Annotated in this window: 17 protein-coding genes; 9 read left to right on the top strand and 8 right to left on the bottom strand. The window is 52.6% G+C overall.

Translation table 11 applies throughout. From position 1 onward, the window contains the following. Positions 1-59: 59 nt before the first annotated feature. Both VFA09_11535 and VFA09_11530 read right to left on the bottom strand, forming a co-directional pair. A complete protein-coding gene (locus tag VFA09_11535) occupies positions 60-725 on the bottom strand; it encodes a GTP cyclohydrolase I (protein HZU67898.1) in 666 nt (221 codons plus the stop codon). A 38-nt stretch (positions 726-763) separates the two neighbouring features. Continuing rightward, positions 764-1,675: a Rieske 2Fe-2S domain-containing protein gene (locus tag VFA09_11530; GenBank protein HZU67897.1), complete on the bottom strand. Its 912-nt coding sequence runs from the start codon at positions 1,673-1,675 to the stop codon at positions 764-766. A gap of 172 nt (positions 1,676-1,847) precedes the next feature. Here VFA09_11530 and VFA09_11525 point away from each other — a divergent pair, with 172 nt between their 5' ends. After that, positions 1,848-2,489: an ArsR family transcriptional regulator gene (locus tag VFA09_11525; GenBank protein HZU67896.1), complete on the top strand. Its 642-nt coding sequence runs from the start codon at positions 1,848-1,850 to the stop codon at positions 2,487-2,489. A gap of 105 nt (positions 2,490-2,594) precedes the next feature. Continuing rightward, positions 2,595-3,278 carry a VIT1/CCC1 transporter family protein gene (locus VFA09_11520; GenBank protein HZU67895.1) on the top strand — a complete coding sequence of 228 codons (684 nt, stop codon included), beginning with the start codon at positions 2,595-2,597 and terminating at the stop codon, positions 3,276-3,278. A gap of 72 nt (positions 3,279-3,350) precedes the next feature. On the opposite strand, the gene VFA09_11515 is transcribed toward VFA09_11520, so the two are convergent. The 3 genes from VFA09_11515 to VFA09_11505 form a co-directional block, all read right to left on the bottom strand. Beyond that, entirely contained in the window at positions 3,351-4,202 is an 852-nt protein-coding gene (locus tag VFA09_11515) for a hypothetical protein (protein HZU67894.1), read from the bottom strand. A 190-nt stretch (positions 4,203-4,392) separates the two neighbouring features. Then, complete coding sequence (locus VFA09_11510; GenBank protein HZU67893.1) at positions 4,393-5,547, bottom strand: PLP-dependent aminotransferase family protein; 1,155 nt, start codon at positions 5,545-5,547, stop codon at positions 4,393-4,395. Positions 5,548-5,666: 119 nt separating this feature from the next. Continuing rightward, on the bottom strand, positions 5,667-7,016 hold the full coding sequence (locus VFA09_11505; GenBank protein ID HZU67892.1) for an acyltransferase: 1,350 nt from the start codon (positions 7,014-7,016) through the stop codon (positions 5,667-5,669). Between the two features lie 494 nt (positions 7,017-7,510). Between VFA09_11505 and VFA09_11500 the strand changes: the two genes are divergently transcribed. The 6 genes from VFA09_11500 (at position 7,511) to VFA09_11475 (ending at position 14,698) form a co-directional block, all read left to right on the top strand. Further along, positions 7,511-8,668: a glycosyltransferase gene (locus VFA09_11500; GenBank protein ID HZU67891.1), complete on the top strand. Its 1,158-nt coding sequence runs from the start codon at positions 7,511-7,513 to the stop codon at positions 8,666-8,668. Between the two features lie 92 nt (positions 8,669-8,760). Beyond that, on the top strand, positions 8,761-11,175 hold the full coding sequence (locus VFA09_11495) for a heavy metal translocating P-type ATPase (GenBank protein ID HZU67890.1): 2,415 nt from the start codon (positions 8,761-8,763) through the stop codon (positions 11,173-11,175). Between the two features lie 28 nt (positions 11,176-11,203). Then, positions 11,204-11,473: a metal-sensitive transcriptional regulator gene (locus tag VFA09_11490; protein ID HZU67889.1), complete on the top strand. Its 270-nt coding sequence runs from the start codon at positions 11,204-11,206 to the stop codon at positions 11,471-11,473. Between the two features lie 136 nt (positions 11,474-11,609). Beyond that, entirely contained in the window at positions 11,610-11,822 is a 213-nt protein-coding gene (locus tag VFA09_11485; protein HZU67888.1) for a heavy-metal-associated domain-containing protein, read from the top strand. Between the two features lie 44 nt (positions 11,823-11,866). Then, on the top strand, positions 11,867-12,133 hold the full coding sequence (locus VFA09_11480) for a YkgJ family cysteine cluster protein (GenBank protein HZU67887.1): 267 nt from the start codon (positions 11,867-11,869) through the stop codon (positions 12,131-12,133). Positions 12,134-12,232: 99 nt separating this feature from the next. Next, a complete protein-coding gene (locus VFA09_11475; protein HZU67886.1) occupies positions 12,233-14,698 on the top strand; it encodes a serine/threonine-protein kinase in 2,466 nt (821 codons plus the stop codon). Between the two features lie 54 nt (positions 14,699-14,752). Here the strand turns inward: VFA09_11475 and VFA09_11470 are convergent, their stop codons facing one another. Then, the gene (locus VFA09_11470) at positions 14,753-15,952 is read right to left on the bottom strand and encodes a glycoside hydrolase family 5 protein (GenBank protein ID HZU67885.1); all 1,200 of its coding nucleotides are present in this window, start codon (positions 15,950-15,952) and stop codon (positions 14,753-14,755) included. A 282-nt stretch (positions 15,953-16,234) separates the two neighbouring features. Between VFA09_11470 and VFA09_11465 the strand changes: the two genes are divergently transcribed. After that, positions 16,235-16,870, top strand: a complete 636-nt coding sequence (locus VFA09_11465; GenBank protein ID HZU67884.1) for a DsbA family protein — start codon at positions 16,235-16,237, stop codon at positions 16,868-16,870. 84 nt (positions 16,871-16,954) lie between these two features. Here the strand turns inward: VFA09_11465 and VFA09_11460 are convergent, their stop codons facing one another. Then, positions 16,955-18,124: an aminotransferase class I/II-fold pyridoxal phosphate-dependent enzyme gene (locus VFA09_11460; GenBank protein HZU67883.1), complete on the bottom strand. Its 1,170-nt coding sequence runs from the start codon at positions 18,122-18,124 to the stop codon at positions 16,955-16,957. A gap of 344 nt (positions 18,125-18,468) precedes the next feature. Continuing rightward, entirely contained in the window at positions 18,469-19,620 is a 1,152-nt protein-coding gene (gene nifS, locus VFA09_11455; protein HZU67882.1) for a cysteine desulfurase NifS, read from the bottom strand. Positions 19,621-19,622: the final 2 nt, after the last annotated feature.

The following is a 19,622-nucleotide window of genomic DNA, read 5'->3' as shown; positions in this document are numbered from 1 at the left end:
AATATAGCACATTTTGGGGGATTGTGCTAGTGGTTACAACGCTCCAACACTCGCTATCCCTATGTATCAGCACTGCACGCGAGCAAGAATTCAACGCGCAGCGAAGCGTTGCGCTCGTACTCACCACGCCAGAACGTCGCATGTGTAAGAGAACTCGTCTCACTCACTCCTCGCATCTCGACGCAGAGATGATGGGCTTCAAGGTAGACTGCCACGCCACGTGGTTGAAGCATCGCATCGAAAGCCGTGACAATCTGCTCACCCAACCGTTCCTGCACCGTAAAGCGCCTGGCAAAGAGCCGCACGAGCCGCGTTAGCTTGGAAATACCAATAATATGTTCGTGAGGAATATAGCCAATGTAGGCATGCCCATGAAATGGCAGCCCGTGATGCTCACATAAAGCAAAGAATGGTATAGGCCCTTCAATTACCTGGCCCAGGCGATGGTCCGAATCACCACGGTACTCTGTATCGAATACCTTGAGCAGTTTTGGATCGCCATCGTATCCCTGCGTTGCATCGAACAGCGCCTGAAGAAAGCGTTGTGGCGTTTCTTCGGTTGCTGAGGTGTTCAGGTCTAAACCAAACGCAGCGAATATCTCACTGATATAACCCTCAAACGTGCGCATTTGCTCGCGCGAAATAACGCGGCGATTCAGTTCCAAAGACCAATGAAGATTCGCCTCATCCTCATTCCGTCTCTCATCGCTCTTCTGGTAAAACAAGACGTTTCTCCCTCGTTGTATCTATCTCTGTTTCTTCCTTAATGATCGCCACTGCGTTTGATCTCGATCTGACCGTCACGAACACGCACATCGTAACGAGGGGCATTCACAGTCGCCGGGCCGGTCAGCACACGACCATCACGCATGCAAAAGCGCGAACCGTGCCAGGGGCATTCCACAACATCGCCGTCCAAAGTTCCTTCATCCAGCGGACCACCAGCATGCGGGCATGTCGCGGAAATGGCGGATAACTGCGTCCCACGACGCAGCAGCACAACCGCAGTGCCTGCCACCATCACCCGGTACAGCCTGTTCTCCTCGACGCTTGCAAGCGGTAGCACCGCTTCATAGTCCTCGCTTCCCACCTCCCAGGCCGTATGATTGACACCGGTTCCTTTCGAAAAAACCATCTCACCGCCAAGATAGGCCGCGTAGATCAGGCTGACCAGCCCAACGAAGCCAGGAATGGCCGAGGCAATAGTATCACCCGGACCGGCCAGCAGCCGCAGCACAAACGAAATGAGATAGAGAATAGTTGCGATTGCATTGAAGATGGCATGATTCAGACCAATGCGTCGCTCAGAACCATAGGTATCGCTCCAATCGGTCAATCCGGTCGCGATTGCTCCAAGCGCACCCAACAGGCCGGTAATAACAGCAACAAAAGCTCCATATGCTGCCCAGGTATTGCTGGCCGGAGAGATCAACCAGATGATATCAAAGACAGCTGCCAGTATCCAGGCTACAACGGGTACATCAGTGATAACAGGATGCAGGGGATGCCCAAACCAGGTGCCATTTAGGAAACTTTTCAAGCGCCGCGGCGGCTTGCGCTGGGAACCAACTACAACCTGGATGAGATGTTGTAGTGAATCACTGAATCGCTCCGCAAAAGGCTGCCGGGGAGCAGAAGATTCAGGTACAGAAACAGGGGTCGGCGTCTCAGACATGAGAAACACTCCTTCTATCAATAAAAATCGGATCAGAAATAGCGCTTCCTTGCGTCAAGCAATTCCTACATGTTCGTATACCATATTTATCACAGAAAGTCAATGATTTATTTGACTTTCTTGACAAAACAACAGCGCGTCGGGTATACTGGCAGCAGGATCGGAGGAATGTATGTCTCAACAGCACTGGAATCAACGCTTTTTCGCAAGCACACGCGGACAGATCATTCTACTGCTTCGTCGCGAGAGCCGCACAGTAGAGGAACTTGCGCAGGCGCTTCGACTCACTGATAACGCGGTGCGCGCGCATCTTGCTACCCTTGAACGTGATGGGCTGGTACACCAGCAAGGGGTACGTCGCGGCAGTGGCAAACCCTCCTATGTCTATGACCTCACAACAGATGCCGAAAATTTATTCCCCAGGGCATACGGGGTTGTAATGCGGCAACTGCTGGAGGTTCTATGCGAAAATATGTCCGCGGAACAGGTAGAAGTCTTACTGCGCACAACGGGCCGGCGCCTGGCTGCGCAATGGAACGTGCCGGCAGGAGACCTGCACGCGCGCCTGCAAATAGCCATTGAGATTCTCAATGAACTCGGTGGCCTGGCAGAACTCGAAGAGAGCGATGGAACATATGCTATTCGCGGATATAGTTGTCCGCTTGCCGCTATAGTACCTGGTCATCCCGAAGTCTGCCGTCTCGCCGAAGCCCTACTTACGGAGCTGGTCGGTACGCCAATCCACGAACAATGCACCGGCGGCGAAACTCCTCAATGCTGCTTCATCGTAGCCAACGCACCAAATCCCTCGTGATAAGGATATCACTAAAGAATTATCTCCTGGTTGCGATATGAATCTCCTGGCTTGTACACGCTATGCTACAATAGGATACGTATACCTGAAGGAGGTGAAGTAGCGATGCAGCAGCATACAGAACAACATCCACATGGAGGTGACTGGCTGCGAGATATCGTCTTCGGATTGAACGACGGGCTGGTCACCACCCTTGTGTTTATTATGGCTGTGAGCGAGGTTGCGCCAGGGCGATTGCTGCTGGTAGTGCTGGGCGAGGTGCTGGCAGGGGGCGTTTCTATGGCCCTGGGTGGCTTTCTGGCCGCCCGTACAGCAAAACAGGTACTCGATAAGCGCATCGCGATTGAGCGTTTTGAGATCGAACACGAGCCGGAAGAAGAGCGCGCGGAACTGCGTGATATCTACCGCAACAAAGGCTTCTCAGGCCCGCTGCTACACCAGGTCGTTGGTCATCTCACCGCGAATAAGGATCGCTGGCATAGAGCCATGGTGCATGACGAATTGGGAGTTGTCGAAGATACAAAAATCAACCCGTGGGCGCAGGGCGCGCAGGTCGGAATCTCCTTTGTAATCGGCGGGCTTATCCCCACCATACCAGTATTCCTGAGCCTGCCTTTCGTCCAATGGTGGGCATATGGGCTGACAGCCATTACCGCGCTCGCGCTTGGTGCGATCAAAGCCCGCTATACCTCTCAAGGGCCGATCCGGGCCGGACTGGAGTTTCTCGCCGTTGTCACAATTGGCACTCTGGCCGGTGTAGGTCTGGGCTTCCTCTTGCATGGAGGATGAGCTTGCCGGGCTTGACTTCTAATAAGATGGTCATTGCTGGCATATATGCATGTGCCAGCAATGACCATTTTTCTATGCTGCCAGACTGGGCGTGGCAACGAACCATTTGCCGAACAGACCCTGGCCGTTGGCCTGACCAGGAGCGGTATCCCCCGAATAGGTATACAACGGATGTCCATTGTATTCTACCTGAACACCATTTGCTCCATTGACCGTACTCAGTTTTCCAGAGAGAGGTGCATCACCTTCGGGAGAGCCTGAGCCTTTGAAGATCAAGGGAGGCCAGGCCTGAGCACACCCACCGGTACAGGCAATGTTAGTCGCCGAATCAGGGGTGAAGTAGTACAACGTCATGCCCTGAGCATTGGCGAGTACCGTCTCTGATTTACCTTTCACCGTGACTGTTGCCACTCTGACAACATATGAAACCAGATCAGGCTCGGCAACGAACCATTTGCCGAACAGACCCTGGCCGTTGGCCTGACCAGGAGCGGTATCCCCCGAATAGGTATAGAGTAGGTAGCCGCTGTACTCCACCTGATTGCCATTTGCGTCATTGAGAACACTTAATGTTCCAGGCAAGGAAGTGGCGCTGGTAGGCGACCCTGAGCCGGAAAACAGTAGCGGCGGCCAGGCCTGGGCACAACCGCCCGTACAGGCGCTTTTGCCGGGCATATCAGGAGTAAAGTAGTACAACGTCTTGCCCTGGGCGTCAGTGAGGACCGTTATGGATTGACCTTTCACGGTGACTGTCGCCGTCTGTATCATGGCAGCCGGGGCGCTGGTGGGCGCGGTCGTAGGCGCAGTTGTCGGTGTTGAGCTCGCACTATTAGAAGTACTGGCGTTTGTGGAACCACCACAAGCAGCAAGAAGCACTACCAGAAGGAGACCGCTGGCAAACAAGAATAACCTGCGATGAGGCATGATATATTCTCCTTTCATAGCGATAAAGTTGTTCAATAACCAATGATTTCTCCTCGGCTTCACATCCTTACTGTATTGAAGAGAATATTACATGATCATGCAGGAGTTCTTTTCCTAATGGCAATACGTCAGACGGTTACAGGGCAATGAAGGGGGTAGAAGAAATTATAGAAAGGGTGAAGGAAGCAGGTTACGGCTCAATAACGTGCGCCAGAATGCGTATCCCCATGTCGATATCGTTGAGGGAAGCGCAGCTATAGGCGAGGCGCAGGTTATGCGTACCATCAGCAGGATTGACGAAGAATCCATCTCCCGCCGCGACCGATACACCATTGTGAAAGGCTAAACGCTTCACATCTTGCGCGAAGATGTTGTCAGGGAGAGTGAGCCAGAGGAAAAAGCCGCCCGCGGGACGCGTCCATGTCACACCGGCAGGCATATAGTTATCAAGGGCAGCGAGGGCAGCGTCACGCCGCAATTTGTAGAGCGGTCGCACGTATTCGATGTGTTTCTCCCAATCTCCGCTCCGGCAATACTCGGCAACCATGCTGGCCACGAAAGGATTCGCGCCACCTCCCATTTGTGTTGTGCCACAGTTGACGCATTCCTGGATGATCTTCTCAGAAGCAACCAGCCAGCCGAGGCGCAAACCGGGGGCCAGGGTCTTCGAGAAGCTGCCGATGCTCACGGCTTGCTCGCCATTCGCCAGCGCATAGAAACTTGCCGGCACGTTGCCCTCAAAAGAGAGGTCGCGATAGACATCATCCTCTACAATGAGGAAGCCGTAGCGATGGGCCAGTTCGATAATCTCGCGTCTCCTGGCTTCAGACAATGTTCTCCCGGTTGGATTATGGAAGTTCGGAATGGTATAGAGCATGCCGGGATGTTTGCCAGCGACATAAAGCTTTGTCACCTGTTCTTCTAATGCTGCCGGTATGAGGCCATTATCATCCATTGGGACAGCACACAATTTGATGGAATGATCGCGAAAAATATGCAAGGCATCTACGTAAGTTGGCGCCTCAACGAGTATCACGCCTCCTGGTTTGACGTACAGCCGGGAAAGCATATCGACAGCATGTGTCGAACCCGCTACTACCATCACATTCCGCGACGAAATAGTTAGCGCCTGTGCGCGCCTGATCTTTTCGACGAGAAAATCGATCAGGCTGCGTGTTCCCTGCTCCGGGCCGTATTGAAGAGCCATCGCGTATTGAGGAGCGCTGATGAAGCGCTGCATGGCCTGTTGTAGTTCGGGAATGAGCAGCGTGGCAGGGGCTGGATGGCCCAGCAGCAGGGGAATGCTGTTCTCTGCCATTCCTTGCGGTAATTCGGTTGAAGACATTGGATGCTCTTTTCTCTTTTAAATGGCCTTCGCTGAAGTTCATCGATTTCAAAATCCTGGTATGAAGTGCGCACGATGTTTTTATTATATCTTCTGGAAGATGTGGAACGGCAACTTACTCAGGCCGCCTGTTTCTCGTGCTCAGGTAGCGAAGACTGTTCTGTCCTGCCAGGTGTGTGTTGCTTGCGGCGGTAGAACCGCTCACCAAACTTCATACCCGGCTGCTCTACCCATTTGTAAAATAAGAAACTGAACGGAATAACCACGACCAGCACCCATAGCCAGTAAATACCATAGGACTGCTCAGGCGACCACCCTTTGAGCAAAGGCAGTCCCACCAGGCGAATAAAAACGAAGATGAGTGGGAGATGCCACATGTACAGGCTAAAGGAGATCATCCCAAGCCAGCGCAGCGGTAACCATTCCAATGGGCGTTTGAGCCAGGTTGTTCCGAAAAGTAATGCGAGAATGCAGAGACCGAAGAAGAGCGAGATGCTGAGTTCTCCAACCAGGTAATTGCTCTGCAAGAAGATCGGACTGCTGAAAAACGGCCACACATTCACAAATCTCTGATTGTAACTCCATAGAATCATAGCGAACAGGCACAACAGACCGGCGAGCATAAGCCAGGGACTCCAATTTTGCAGGGTCTCACGGACCCTTGAAGAAATCGAAGGATGCTGTGCATACACATAAAAGAGGGCAAGCAACATTCCTACGCCGAAATCCTCGAGATATTTTCCGCTTTGCCCATAGGTAAAGATCAGGAAGATATTGAGTACAGAGCGCGGAACCAGGAACGTTGCTGATGGATGCTGGCTGAAATAGGTGCCGAAGTAGCGCGAGAAAAGCCCCCAGGCGATCAATGCCAGCAGGCAAACGATTGTCGCAGGCAGGCGATAGTTCTGTTTGACGCGCCAGGCGATGAGCCGTATAGCCAGCACCAGCAGCGGTAAAAGCATGTAATACTGCCACTCAATTGCCAGCGTCCAGAACGGCGCGTTGAGTTGTTTGAAGGTGGCCCGGGAAGCATCCATGAAGAGGCTCAAAAACAATCCCAGGTCTGGCCAATGTTGTGGTTGCAAGTATTGTCTCTGGAGAAACAGGACAATGAGTATCAGCGAGAGGTAATAGGCCGGGATAATGCGGAAGACACGCCGCAGGTAGAAGCGGCGCATTGAAGGCCACGTTTTCTCGAAAAGCAGCGCCTTCGCAAATGGCAGAAAGAGCAGGAAGCCTGAAAGGACAAAAAAGAGCGTCACACCATACCTGCCGAAGTAAAGAAAAGAGTTGAGTAATGGATGGTCCGACGGCGGCGTATTCCAGATATGCAGATCGCGCGGTATGCGATAGATATGAAACCAGATAACGATCAAGCAGGCGAACGCACGGACGCCATCAAGCACGGGAATTGTATTTTTCTTTGGCTCATCCTCTAATCCCGCCCGTAACCACTTACCAAATGCCATGATAAACTATTGGCGACCTGTTCTAGCCCTCAGAAAAGCAGGGATTTATACATGAACGTCTAACGATAGATAAAATAAGCTTCTTCAAGAATCACGCATTCTCCCAGAGGAAAGTTACGTTTGCAGGCGAAGCAAAAAGAATTTCAGTAGAATTACCGGTAAGGTTCCTGGATAAGCGACAACCGGACGAGCTCAAGGTTGAGCGCTTGCCCGGCGCATAATTATATCATTCGTACACAATTTGCTTCATATTGTTTCATAGCAAAATGTTTACTGTAATCAACCTCTTATTATAGTTATCAGGGCAGCATATTTTGCTATGCTGCCACAAAATCCTCGACTTTTTCCATAAAATCTATTATACTTATTCCATGAGATATTCGGGGAGACTAAACTGCTCCGCTGGGAAGCCAGAGGGAAAGTGATTAAGAGATGACCGGGCAAAAGATTGGCAGCATGCTGCCAATACATTATTTTTACAAGGAAGTGTTGCTATGCTTACAGTTATGCAAATTGTTGGCAACTCTGTCATCGGGGGAACCGAGAATCATGTGCTCGATCTCGTGCAAGGGCTTGAGAAATCGGGGATAAATGTCGAAGTTATTTGCCCGCGACCAGGCCCATTGAGCGAGCAACTCGCCAGGCTCGATATACGAGCGCAGTTTGTGGAAATGGTTCACCCATGGGTCAATGAAGACTACCTTCTTGATCGGGACGCTATCTCGAATCTGGCTTCCCTCATTAAAAAGAAACGGCCAGATGTGGTACATAGCCATCTCTACCCCGCTTACCTGCACGCCAGCCTGGCGGCAAAGGAAACGGGTGTACACGCTATCGTCAACACGGCTCATAACGGCGTTATTCGCCCCCGTGACGCCCTTCTCAGCCATATGACCGGCGCTCATACCATTGCCATATCGCAGGGCATTGCTCACCTTCTCAAGAGTGTAGGGGTGCCGGCGGAAAATATTGAGGTGATCTATAAAGGTATTGGCCCCGAACATTTTGAGGACGATATCGAAACCCTACAACGCCTGCGCGCGGAACTAGGCCTGGAGAGCAGGTTGATTATTGGCACATCCACCCGCCTTTCGCAAGAAAAGGGTGTGGATACCTTTCTATATGCCATGCGGCAGGTGGCCGACGTGTACCCGGATATTATTGGACTCATCGTTGGCGATGGGCCTCAAGCCACAGAACTGGGCCATCTCGCCGATGAGCTTGGCCTGCAAGATACCGTGCATTTTCTGGGCACGCGCAAAGATGTCCCCGTACTGAACAGGCTCCTCGATATCTTTGTCCTGCCATCGCGGCGAGAAACATTTCCAATGACATTATTGGAAGCTATGGCCGCGAGCAGAACGGTGATCGCTACAAATGTCGGCGGCACCACTGAAGTCATTACCCATGCTGTCGATGGCTGGCTGATACCGCCAGATGATCCCTGGGCGCTCTCAAAGGCAATTCTTATGCTGTTAAAACATCCCGCGCGTCGGGCCGCCATGGGAGCTGTCGCGCATAGAAAAGTCGTCTCGCACTTTAGCCGCGATCGTATGGTTCAACAGACACTGGCCTTTTATGAGCACCTGCTCGGCATGTCTTCACGATCTGAACCCCTATGGTTCCCTTCGCTATGGCTAAGCCGGCGGTAACAACATACTTTTTGGCAATTCCGGCTTTGATTTGACAAACCAGCCATCAAAGTTTTATACTATCTATACCCCTACCAGGGGGGTATGGGTTGTTGAACGACGTAAAACTAAAGGCTTTGATTATGGTTACCGGTACAAAAGGTATGCCGGCGGAAAAAACTTCACAGGCTCGGATAGCGGCCGCTGGAGAGAACTCTGCTGTTTTTGAGATAGAAGGAATGACCTGCGCCTCATGCGCCATGCGGATCGAAAAAGGGCTGAAGAAGGTGCCTGGGGTCAAGGACGCCAGTGTCAATCTTGCTACAGAGAAAGCAACCGTCATCTATGATCCAGCATTGACGGATATAGAGCGGATGGCGCAGAAAGTGGAGGCGGTAGGATACAAAGCCTATCCGCATGCTTCACCAACACAGCAAATGCAGTTGATAGCATCCACCAGCAACCTGCCCGAGTCTCAAGATGTAGCCGCATCGATCATGTCGCAAGAGGATGAACAGAGCCGGCGGAGGCAGGCAGCGATTACTCGCAAGCGCAATCTGCTGATTGTAGGAATCCTGCTTACCCTGCCGGTTGCTCTCCTGAGCATGTTTTTCATGAATCGTTTCCCTGGCGAAAATTACCTGCTGTTGGCCCTGACTACACCTGTATGGGCGCTTGTGGGCTGGGAGTTTCATCGTGGGGCCATTAAAAACCTGCGCCACGCCAGCGCCAATATGGATACGCTGGTCTCTGTTGGATCGACGGCGGCCTATGTGCTGAGCGTAGTCGCGACCTTTTTGCCGCAGATTGTTGGTGGCACCACTTTTTATGATACGACGGCCCTGATCATCACCCTGATCTTCCTCGGCAAGTATCTTGAGGCACGCGCAACAGGACAGACTAACGAGGCTATCAAAAAACTGGTGGGCTTGCAGGCACATACCGCCCGCGTGATACGTTCGGGAAAAGAGATAGAGCTTCCCATTGAGCAGGTACGGGCCGGTGATGAACTCATCGTGCGGCCAGGGGAGAAGATTCCCGCCGATGGAGTTGTGCTTTCGGGGTCTTCTTCGGTCGATGAATCAATGATTACAGGCGAAAGCATACCCGTTGAGAAGAGTGAAGGCGATGAGTTGATCGGTGCGACCATCAACCAGGGCGGATTGCTGCGCATGAGGGCCACGAAAGTTGGAGCCGATACGGTACTGGCAAATATTATTCGTATGGTCGAGCAGGCGCAAGGCTCAAAGGCTCCCATCCAACGCCTGGCCGATAGGATTGCGAGCATTTTTGTACCGGCAGTGCTGGTAATCGCGGCATTAACATTCATCGCCTGGGCCATTATTGGCAATCTCACGGGCATAGCTCCCACGACCGCCGGTATGATGAGCGCGAGCAATCCCTGGATTGTCGCTATCGTTGCCGCCGTTGCCGTACTGGTCGTTGCCTGCCCATGCGCATTAGGACTCGCGACCCCGACCGCTATCATGGTTGGGACGGGCAAGGGCGCGGAGCAGGGTATTCTGATTCGCGGCGGCGAGAGCCTGGAACGCATCTCAGCAACTCGTACGGTGCTGCTTGACAAGACCGGCACCATCACGAAGGGCAAGCCTGAACTGACTGACACGATTGCGGTTGAGGATTGGCAAGCCGGCGACATATTACGGCTGGTTGCCGGGGCAGAACAGGGTTCCGAACATCCTTTAGCCGCCGCGATTCTTGAGGGCGCCACGGCAAGAGGCATCGCGCTCGATGTTGTTCCTGAAAAATTCGCGGCACTGGCCGGAAGAGGTGTGGAAGCAGTCGTCGACGGGCATGACGTGCTGGCCGGCACAGGACAACTGATGCGCGAGCGAGCTATAGCATACGATGCATTAGAGAAGCAACTGGAAACCCTGGAGGGACAGGGCAAGACGGTTATGCTGGTCGCTATCGATGGCAAGCTGGCCGGGTTGCTGGCCGTAGCCGATACTGTCAAAGCGGGCTCGCAAGAGGCTATCAGACAATTGCAGGAACAGGGCTTAGAGGTCTGGATGATTACCGGAGATAACCGGCGCGCGGCACTGGCAATCGCGGCCCAGGTTGGCATTCCTGCCGAACACGTGCTTGCGGAGGTGCTACCGGAAGAGAAAGCCGGCCAGGTCAAACGCTTGCAGGAGCGCGGACTGCTCGTCGCGTTTGCCGGCGATGGCATCAACGATGCTCCGGCACTGGCACAGGCCGATGCCGGTATCGCGATGGGTACGGGCACAGATATCGCGATGGAGGCCGCGGATATTACGCTGGTCAAGGGCAATCTGAAGAGTGTTGTGACCGCGCTGAACCTTTCGCGGGCTACGCTGCGCACGATCCGGCAGAATCTTTTCTGGGCCTTTGCCTACAATGTGATTCTCATTCCTACGGCGATCCTCTCGCCGCTGATCCCTTTCTTGCGAGAGAATGCACCCATTTTCGCGGCAGCGGCAATGGCACTTTCATCGGTAACAGTCGTGAGCAATTCATTGCGATTGCGCAGGTTTGGACGGTAGAGAAGTTTCTTTCGAAGGGAGCATCTAGATGCAAGAAGAGCGCAAACCGGAGGTGTTGAAACGCCTCTCTTATATCGAGGGACATGTAGCTGGAATACGTAAGATGGTGGAGGACGACAAGTACTGTATCGACATCTTACGCCAGACGCATGCCGTGCGCAAAGCGCTGGAAAAATTGGAGGCGATCATCCTGGAAGGACACTTGCGCACCTGCGTCCCCGAAGGAATCAAGGGCGACCGCGAAGAGGCAGTGATCCAGGAATTGATTCAGCTTTATACTATCGCTGGGAATCAGTAGAAGACCTGGCGGGGCGCGATAATGCACTTTGTGAATTATCGTGAGAATTGACGCGGGGCCGATCAATCGGCGATGTGTACGATAAATCGGCTCCTACGCCGTGGCGTAGGGGAAATCAATAGAAGGAGAAATAACTATGACTCAATCGACAACACTGATAGCGCCAGACATTTCTTGCGAGCATTGCCAGCACGCTATCGAGGAGGCAGTAGGAAACGTCGAGGGAGTGAGCAGCGTTCAGGTTGATATTCCGACGAAAAGTATTCACCTGATCTATGACCCTCAAAAGGTCGCGCTGGAGAAAATCGTAGAAGTCCTTGACGATACCGGCTACACGGTAGCATTATAGCTCGCATATCGTTTAGCAATGTTCTGGAGAGAAGCGGAGGAGGAATGGACTGCCGGGTTGGCTGCGGAGCCTGTTGTATTGCGCTATCGATATCGTCACCTATTCCTGGTATGCCTCATGGCAAACCAGCCGGGGTGCGCTGTATTCACCTGACGAAGGACAATCGCTGCGCGCTCTTCGGTAGGCCGGAGCGACCGGAAGTCTGCAATAGATTGCAACCATCTGAAGACATATGCGGACACTCTACAAGAGAGGCATTTGTTCGCCTTGCATCCCTTGAGCGCGCGACCAAGCCTTCGACCAGGGAATGAAAAGAAACTATACATTTTCAAATGCCCATGCTATAATTATGAGAGATACATTTGCTATGCGCTTTCTTTCTATTTTTTCTACTTTAGGGGGAAGTTACGATGTCGCTCGAGGGAAAGCAAATTGGTCGCTATCGCCTGATACGCATCCTGGGGAGCGGCGGCATGGGCGATGTCTACCTCGCTGAAGATGCACGTATCGAACAGCATATAGCTATCAAGGTGATACGGGCTGAGATAGGCCCGTATTCAACGGAAAAAGCGCGTGAGGATGGAGTGCGCCTATTCTTGCGCGAGGCTAAAGCTATTGCCAAGCTCGATCACCCCAATATTCTCCCCATGTACGATGTGGGAGAAGAGCTGATCGGCGATACGACCATCATGTTCATGGTGATGCCTTATCGCGCCGAAGGGTCGTTAGCCCAATGGTTACGCCAGCATATAAATGGGACATTGCTAACACCGCAGGTAGTCAAGCAAATCGTACAACAAGCCGCAGCCGCGCTCCAACACGCTCACAATCGCCAGGTAATTCATCAGGATGTGAAACCGTCCAATTTCCTGCTACGCACTCGTGAAGATGTCAATGGCTTTCCCGACCTGCTGCTCTCAGACTTTGGCATTGCACGCTTTATTACAGCAACTTCGAGCGCGAGCCAGTCTATTCGAGGAACGCCATCTTACATGGCCCCAGAACAGTGGGAGGGTACACCAACGCCTTCTGCGGACCAGTACGCCCTGGCGGTTATGGCTTACGAATTACTTACTGGAAGCCTGCCATTCCAAGGTGGGCCAGCAAACATGATGTACCAGCATCTTCACGTACAGCCAAAATCACCAGGCAGCTTGAACCCTCAGCTTTCAAGTGAAATCGATGCTGTTCTTCTACATGCTCTGGCAAAAGACCCTAAAGAGCGTTTTACCTCGATTAGCGCCTTCGCCAATGCCTTCAACCAAGCGGTAGATGGAATGACAGGCGCTCAGAGAGCCTTTTCCGGTGTTGATCTGGATCGCTCAGACAGGACAACACCTCTTGTTTTCGCACCAGGATTTGATATTTCTGCACCGGTCAAGCCTTCCTCGAACACCCCCGCTCCTGAAAGCTACGCGGTAGCATATGTACGACCACCAGATACTCCACCAGCAGCCACCGTTACTGCCACCCCCATTCAGGACCCCGTCCTGGCTGAGCCAGATAAACTAAAGCTACCGGCAAGCGGAACAATGGAACAAGCTTCCAGATCAGGCACTATTTTTCCGCCTTTGAGAGAACTGGATGCTACAGCAGCAGTAGAACCACCTGTACAGGCTGCTCGCAAGAAAAAGCGCCAACCATTTTTAATCGCCGCATTGATTGTGCTTATTGTGGCACTCGTCGGCGGTGGAATTGTTTATGCAGGCCCGGCCCTCTTCAATAAGGGCACTGGCAGCGTCACTAGCAGGAGTAACCCGCCTGCTCATTCTCAGGGACCTGCAATTGCCAGTTCCGCTACTGTAACGATCATCCCAACCACCGATGATTTGAAAAACGCCTTCACGATTTCGGCGGTAACAGGAACTCCAAGTCATTCCCAGCATCAAGTAGGAGCGCAGGTGATCTCGGCCAGCACGCCCTCAAACTCTTTGACGGTCAATGCCACGGGCACAGGCACGATTCCGGGTACACACGCGTCAGGCACAGTTTGCATCGACAATTTTGATACCTCTTCTTCTCTTACACTGCTAGTAGGTTCCGTCTACAGCAACACATATCCGGATGCTCCTTTCTTTCACATGGTATTGGATGCAACGGAAACACTTCCACCTGCTCCTTCACCTTCTACATGGTCACAAAAGTGCGGCCCTGCCCATGTGCTTGAAGTAGGGACGATAGGAAACAATATTTTTAATAACAATCAATACGGGCAGTTGTCATACAGCGTTTTTACTAATTCATCACTCAGATTTACTAATGGGAAAGACCCGCAACAGTATACTGCCGTGCAGCAGAGCGATATCAATAACGCCGCTACTACGTTGATTAACGCAAACTCACCTGATCCACAGCAAGTGCTGCAACCGCAAATCCAGTCGAATCAACGTATGGTCAGCACTCCGCAATGTAAACCAAACATTGTCTCCAATCATCAGGCGGGTGATAGAGCATCGAACGTCACCGTAACGGTGCATTTCACATGCTCTGGTGAGGTCTACGATTACACCGGAGCGATTGCTATGGCTGTAGCACTACTCAAAGCCCAGGCTGCGTCCAAGCCCGGTCCGGGTTATGCACTAGTAGGAACAATCAAGACAACTTTCATAAATGCGACGCTGTCAAATCCGGGTAATGGAACGATAAGCATACAGGTGAGCGCCGCGGGTTTATGGGTGTACCAGTTCAACACAGCACAGGAACAACAACTCGCACAGCTTATCGAAGGGAAAAGTAAGCAAGTAGCTCTGGAAACACTGACAAATAAGCCAGGAATCGACAAGGTATCTATTCAAATTCCCGGAGACGATACGCTCCTTTTACCTACCAGGCCTGATCAGATTTCGTTTGTAATACAATCGCCTTCTGGCCCGTGAATGAGCAGCTCGTTGACTGCAAGTTTCCGGCACCGGTATATACAGCGTTGTATTTCAGGATGGAGTTGTTGAGGCGGCTGAGGTAGCACTCAACCGGAACATAATACCGGTCAGATACGATTCCTTGACCGTATTGATGGTCTTCCAATCGTTGTTCAAGATGCCGCCCGTATCGCCGGAATCGGGATTCCAGCACCAGAATGTCCAGTTGATACCATGGGAGCCGGTGCCGAGGTAATGAACAAACTCGGCCAGCCATTCTTTATCTGAATTCACCTGCAATTTTGTGCCGAATTCGCCTACCCACACAGGCGCAATGCCCTTTTTGTAGATATAGCCCCAATGAACATCCCACACGCCGGGCAAATTATTGGGGTAATTGGAAACGTTGAACCAGGGATGGAGAGCAACGCTCGAAGGATACTCATGCACAGAATAGACCAGGCGATGGGGTACGTTCAGTACGATGGGATAGGTAGCTACTCCCTCTAAATTGCTGCCCCATTCATAACAGCCTGCTTGGGCGGTCGATCCACCCGGCTCATAACAATCAACGCCTTCCACAAAAATGAGCCAGTTGGAATTCACGGCCAGTATGGCATTTCCCGCTCTTTCTGCCGCCAATCGCCAATCGAGCGCGGGATTGCCACAGCCCCAGCAGGCCGGATTATACGGCTCATTATGCAGGTCCGCGCCGATAACCATCGGATTGCCTTTATAGTGATTGGCAAGCATGCGCCAGTCGGAAATCCAGCGCGACTCTGGATAGGCTGCGGTATACCAGAGCGGCGATTGCGCACTCGAGTCGGGGCGATGCTGGTCGAGGATGATGCGCAAGCCAATCTTGCCGGCGTAATCGATAATTTTATCCATCAATTGCAAGCTGCTTAATCCTCGCAGATCAGGATTGAGGGTATAGTTAATGCTATTGGGAGCGCTTCCTGGGTCAAAGAGTTGATTGGAATAGGGCAAACGGAGCGTATTATAGCCCAGGCTCTTTATCTGATCCAGCATGCTTCTATAATTACGCGCCCAGAGGCCATGCGGGCTATACGTAGGCGTTTCAAAACCGAACCAGTTAATTCCGGCGATGCGTACAGGCCTGTTACTGGCATCAAGAATCTGGGAACCATTTGTATGCCAGTATCCTTGACCGGCAACAGCACTCGGGCTTGAACTTGATGTGGCGCCAGTACCGGTATTATGTTTGGCGGAACCGTTGCCACATGCTGATACCAGCATTGCCACAAGCATCAAGATTGAAAAGATTGCACCTGCTACAAGCAGTATTCTCCGGCGTCTGCTTACTATGATTTTCTGGTGCCACCTGATTCGGGACATGCTCGTTTGTCCTTTTTGCAACATATTATCCCTTTTAGATTTCGACATAATTCTTAACGAGTCGTAGCCTTATGGATAACCTCCCTGCCTTGACATCCCTTCTTAACGCGACGTATGATATGTATGTTACTTCATTTTGTGAAGTGAGTAAGACGATAGTCACTCACACAATCAAAAAGAGGAGTCTTTACTTCAATGCCATTACCAGAAGCAACAACACCGGTTCGTATTCATTTCCATTTTGACCCCGCCTGCCCGTTGGCATGGCGCACATTTTTATGGATTCGCGAAGCGCGCAAGATTCGCCCACTTGACATCACCTGGCGATTCTTCAGCCTCGAAGTGGTGAACCGCAAGGAGGGTGTGACGCCAGATTATCAGAAGGACGGCACATGGGCAGCCGAGCGCACCCTGGCGCTGGCACGCCGCCAGTATGGTAACGACGCGGTCGAGCGACTCTATTTAACATTAGGAGCGGCCCGGCATGGACACGGGGAGAACATTAAAGAGCTGGATGTAATCCGGGCGGCTGCGAAACAGGCAGACCTGGACCCGGGAATTGTCGATGCAGCCCTGGCCGATGATAGCACAATTCAGGATGTGCTTGCTGACCACGAGGAAGCCGTACAACGCTACCGCGCTTTCGGTGTACCGACCATAGCGATAGAAGGCTCGCATGTTGGCTTCTACGGACCAATTATCCAGAACGTGCCACGCGGCGAAGATGCAGGCGAGTTGTGGGACTATACCGCCTGGGCATTGCGCCAGCCCAACCTGTTCGAGTTGAAGCGCGATAGGGGCGGTGTGCGCTGGGATCCTATCGCGGAGTAGAATAATAGGGTGTTGAGGTGAAGTGTTGAGGAAGAAGTTGAGCGGCGCTCCGCGAAGCGCCGCTCAACTTCTTCCTCAACACTTCTACAGCTTCTTCAGGAAGCGCTCCATGCGCACCAGGGCCTCTTCGAGCTGGTCGTAGGCGGTACAGTAGGTGCAGCGTACATATCCCTTGCCAGCTGCTCCAAAAGAACTGCCTGGAACCACAGCTACTTTCTCCTCAAAAAGCAGTCTTTCGGCGAATTCCTCATCCGACAGGCCCGTACCGGCGATAGAGGGAAAGGCATAGAAAGCGCCGTGTGGCTCGCAGGTCGGCAGACCAATGCGGTTAAGGCCATCGACGAACATACGGCGACGACGAGCATAAGAATCATGCATCTCCTGCACATCGGCCTCGCCATGACGTAGCGCCTCTAGAGCTGCCTCCTGGGGTGCAGTACCGGCGCACATGATCGCGTACTGGTGAATTTTAAGCATAGCCTCCAGGATGTACTTCGCCGCGGCAACGTAACCAATGCGCCACCCGGTCATCGCATAGGCCTTCGAGAAGCCATCCAGCAGGACGGTGCGGTCGCGCATACCAGGCAGAGCCGCAATACTGATATGCTCCGTTCCATAGACGAGACGGCTGTATACCTCGTCAACGGCTACAATCAAATCATGCTCAATGGCAAGCTGGGCAATCCCTTCCAGTTCCTCACGGGGCACGACCGCGCCGGTGGGATTATTGGGATTGCCGAGCAAGATCACTTTTGTGCGCGGCGTAATGGCGGCGGCTATCTCGGAGGCGCGCACACCAAAATTGTATTTGGCATAGGTTGGAACGGGAACAGGAACTCCCCCCGCGAAGATGATATCGGCTTCATAGGCGACATAGCCAGGATCAGGAGAAATCACCTCATCGCCGGGGTCAATAAGCGTGCGCATTGTCAGGTCAACGCCCTCGCTGACACCAACCGTGACCAGAATTTCTGTCGCCGGGTCGTAGGTCAGCCCATAGCGGCGATTCAGCATACGTGCGATCTCTTCTCTCAACTCAAGGATGCCATAATTAGATGTATAGCGGGTATGTCCCAGCTCGATGGAGCGGATACCTGCCTGGCGGATATGCTCTGGCGTGACAAAATCCGGCTCACCCACTCCTAACGAAATGACATCAGGCATTGTATTGATGATGTCAAAAAATTTACGAATACCCGAAGGCTTCACCGATCGTACGCGCTCCGACAGCACCTCACGTTTGAGCGTATCCATGAATAATTTACTCCTTCTCTCTGGCAAAGGCGGGAGCGAAAGGACTGCAACATCCTTGTTGCCTGTTCCCCACCGGCTGTGGCATATAGTAGCGAATAAGATTCATAGCAAAAGCATAGCCAATGCTGATGATTGCCTGTATCTACCTTTCAATGTAGCACAAAAAAGGACTACTTGACAATGAGCCAGGGTCGATCCGGCGACCAGCCAATACTCGGATCCTACGCTCAACACATTGATAGAATTGCTTGACGCGCTCAACCTTACTGCGGATATCACCATCCGGCACGCTGAGGAGGGCGAAGAGCCTATCAAAGTTACCGTCGAGCTAGAATAATCTCTGCTCAACGCAGTTCGCGTAATTTCTCGATAATCCCCGGCAGCGCGGAAAGGATTGTCTCCACGTCTTCCTCAGTATTACCTTTACCCACGGTCAGGCGCAGGCTGCCATGTGCCAGTTCGACGGGTAGGCCCATAGCCAGCAGCACGTGTGAAGGGTCAACTGAACCTGAAGTGCAGGCCGAACCGGTCGAGGCTGCGATGCCGAGCAGGTCAAGGCTGAGCAGGATAGATTCGCCCTCAACGCCCTCAAAGACAAAGCTCGCATTGTTTGGCAAGCGCTCGATTGGATGCCCCGTCAACTGGCTTCTAGGAATGGTTAAAACGCCTGCAATCAGGCGATCTCTCAGAGCCTGGATACGTGGTTGGACTTGTGGCAGGTCTTCATAGGCCAGGCGTAAGGCCGTTGCCGCTCCCACGATCCCGGCGACATTCTCCGTACCGGCACGCTTGCCACGCTCCTGCGAGCCACCCTGCATCTGTGGCAGGATGCGCATTCCCTGGCGGGCATAAAGGATACCTATTCCCTTGGGGCCATAGAATTTATGAGCCGAGAGCGAGAGCAGGTCAACGTTGAGCGCGGCGACATCGATAGGCAGCGATCCGCCTGCCTGCACTGCATCAACATGGAACGCTAACTTCCTGGCACGGCAGATGCGACCAATTTCCGCGATTGGCTCGATGGTTCCCACCTCGTTGTTGGCATACATGATCGAGACGAGTATCGTTTGATCGGTAATGGCACGCTCGACATCATCAGGGTTCACGCGGCCATAGCCATCAACCGGAAGATAGGTGGTTTTGAAGCCAAAACGCTCCAGGTACTGGCATGTATGCAGTACGGCATGGTGCTCTATCGACGACGTGATGATATGGTTGCCCTTTTTCTGCGAGGCAAAGGCCATACCCTTGATCGCCAGGTTATCGGATTCGGAACCGCAGCCCGTAAAGGTGATCTCAGTGGGACGACAATTCAGGATTTCGGCCACCTGCTCGCGCGCGCCGTCGATGGCTTGCATGGCATGACGACCGAGCGTATAGATGCTGCTGGCATTGCCATATTCGGTCGTCAGATAGGGTATCATAGCGTCCAGCACGCGCGCATCGAGCGCGGTGGTGGCGGCATGGTCAAGGTAAATGGTACGCTCCGGCATCATTT

Source organism: Ktedonobacteraceae bacterium (assembly GCA_035653615.1).
Taxonomy (GTDB): Bacteria; Chloroflexota; Ktedonobacteria; order Ktedonobacterales; family Ktedonobacteraceae; genus DASRBN01.
The sequence above is the reverse complement of the archived record's forward strand: the minus strand, read 5'-3'. Positions and strand labels throughout refer to the sequence as shown.

Coding starts and splice junctions, on each gene's coding strand:
- VFA09_11520 (HZU67895.1), top strand. CDS start 2,595: ATGCAGCAGCATACAGAACAACATCCACATGGAGGTGACTGGCTGCGA.
- VFA09_11525 (HZU67896.1), top strand. CDS start 1,848: ATGTCTCAACAGCACTGGAATCAACGCTTTTTCGCAAGCACACGCGGA.
- VFA09_11500 (HZU67891.1), top strand. CDS start 7,511: ATGCTTACAGTTATGCAAATTGTTGGCAACTCTGTCATCGGGGGAACC.
- VFA09_11510 (HZU67893.1), bottom strand. CDS start 5,547: ATGTCTTCAACCGAATTACCGCAAGGAATGGCAGAGAACAGCATTCCC.
- VFA09_11485 (HZU67888.1), top strand. CDS start 11,610: ATGACTCAATCGACAACACTGATAGCGCCAGACATTTCTTGCGAGCAT.
- VFA09_11530 (HZU67897.1), bottom strand. CDS start 1,675: ATGTCTGAGACGCCGACCCCTGTTTCTGTACCTGAATCTTCTGCTCCC.
- nifS (HZU67882.1), bottom strand. CDS start 19,620: ATGATGCCGGAGCGTACCATTTACCTTGACCATGCCGCCACCACCGCG.
- VFA09_11480 (HZU67887.1), top strand. CDS start 11,867: ATGGACTGCCGGGTTGGCTGCGGAGCCTGTTGTATTGCGCTATCGATA.
- VFA09_11490 (HZU67889.1), top strand. CDS start 11,204: ATGCAAGAAGAGCGCAAACCGGAGGTGTTGAAACGCCTCTCTTATATC.
- VFA09_11470 (HZU67885.1), bottom strand. CDS start 15,952: ATGCTTGTGGCAATGCTGGTATCAGCATGTGGCAACGGTTCCGCCAAA.
- VFA09_11465 (HZU67884.1), top strand. CDS start 16,235: ATGCCATTACCAGAAGCAACAACACCGGTTCGTATTCATTTCCATTTT.
- VFA09_11460 (HZU67883.1), bottom strand. CDS start 18,124: ATGGATACGCTCAAACGTGAGGTGCTGTCGGAGCGCGTACGATCGGTG.
- VFA09_11475 (HZU67886.1), top strand. CDS start 12,233: ATGTCGCTCGAGGGAAAGCAAATTGGTCGCTATCGCCTGATACGCATC.
- VFA09_11505 (HZU67892.1), bottom strand. CDS start 7,016: ATGGCATTTGGTAAGTGGTTACGGGCGGGATTAGAGGATGAGCCAAAG.
- VFA09_11515 (HZU67894.1), bottom strand. CDS start 4,202: ATGCCTCATCGCAGGTTATTCTTGTTTGCCAGCGGTCTCCTTCTGGTA.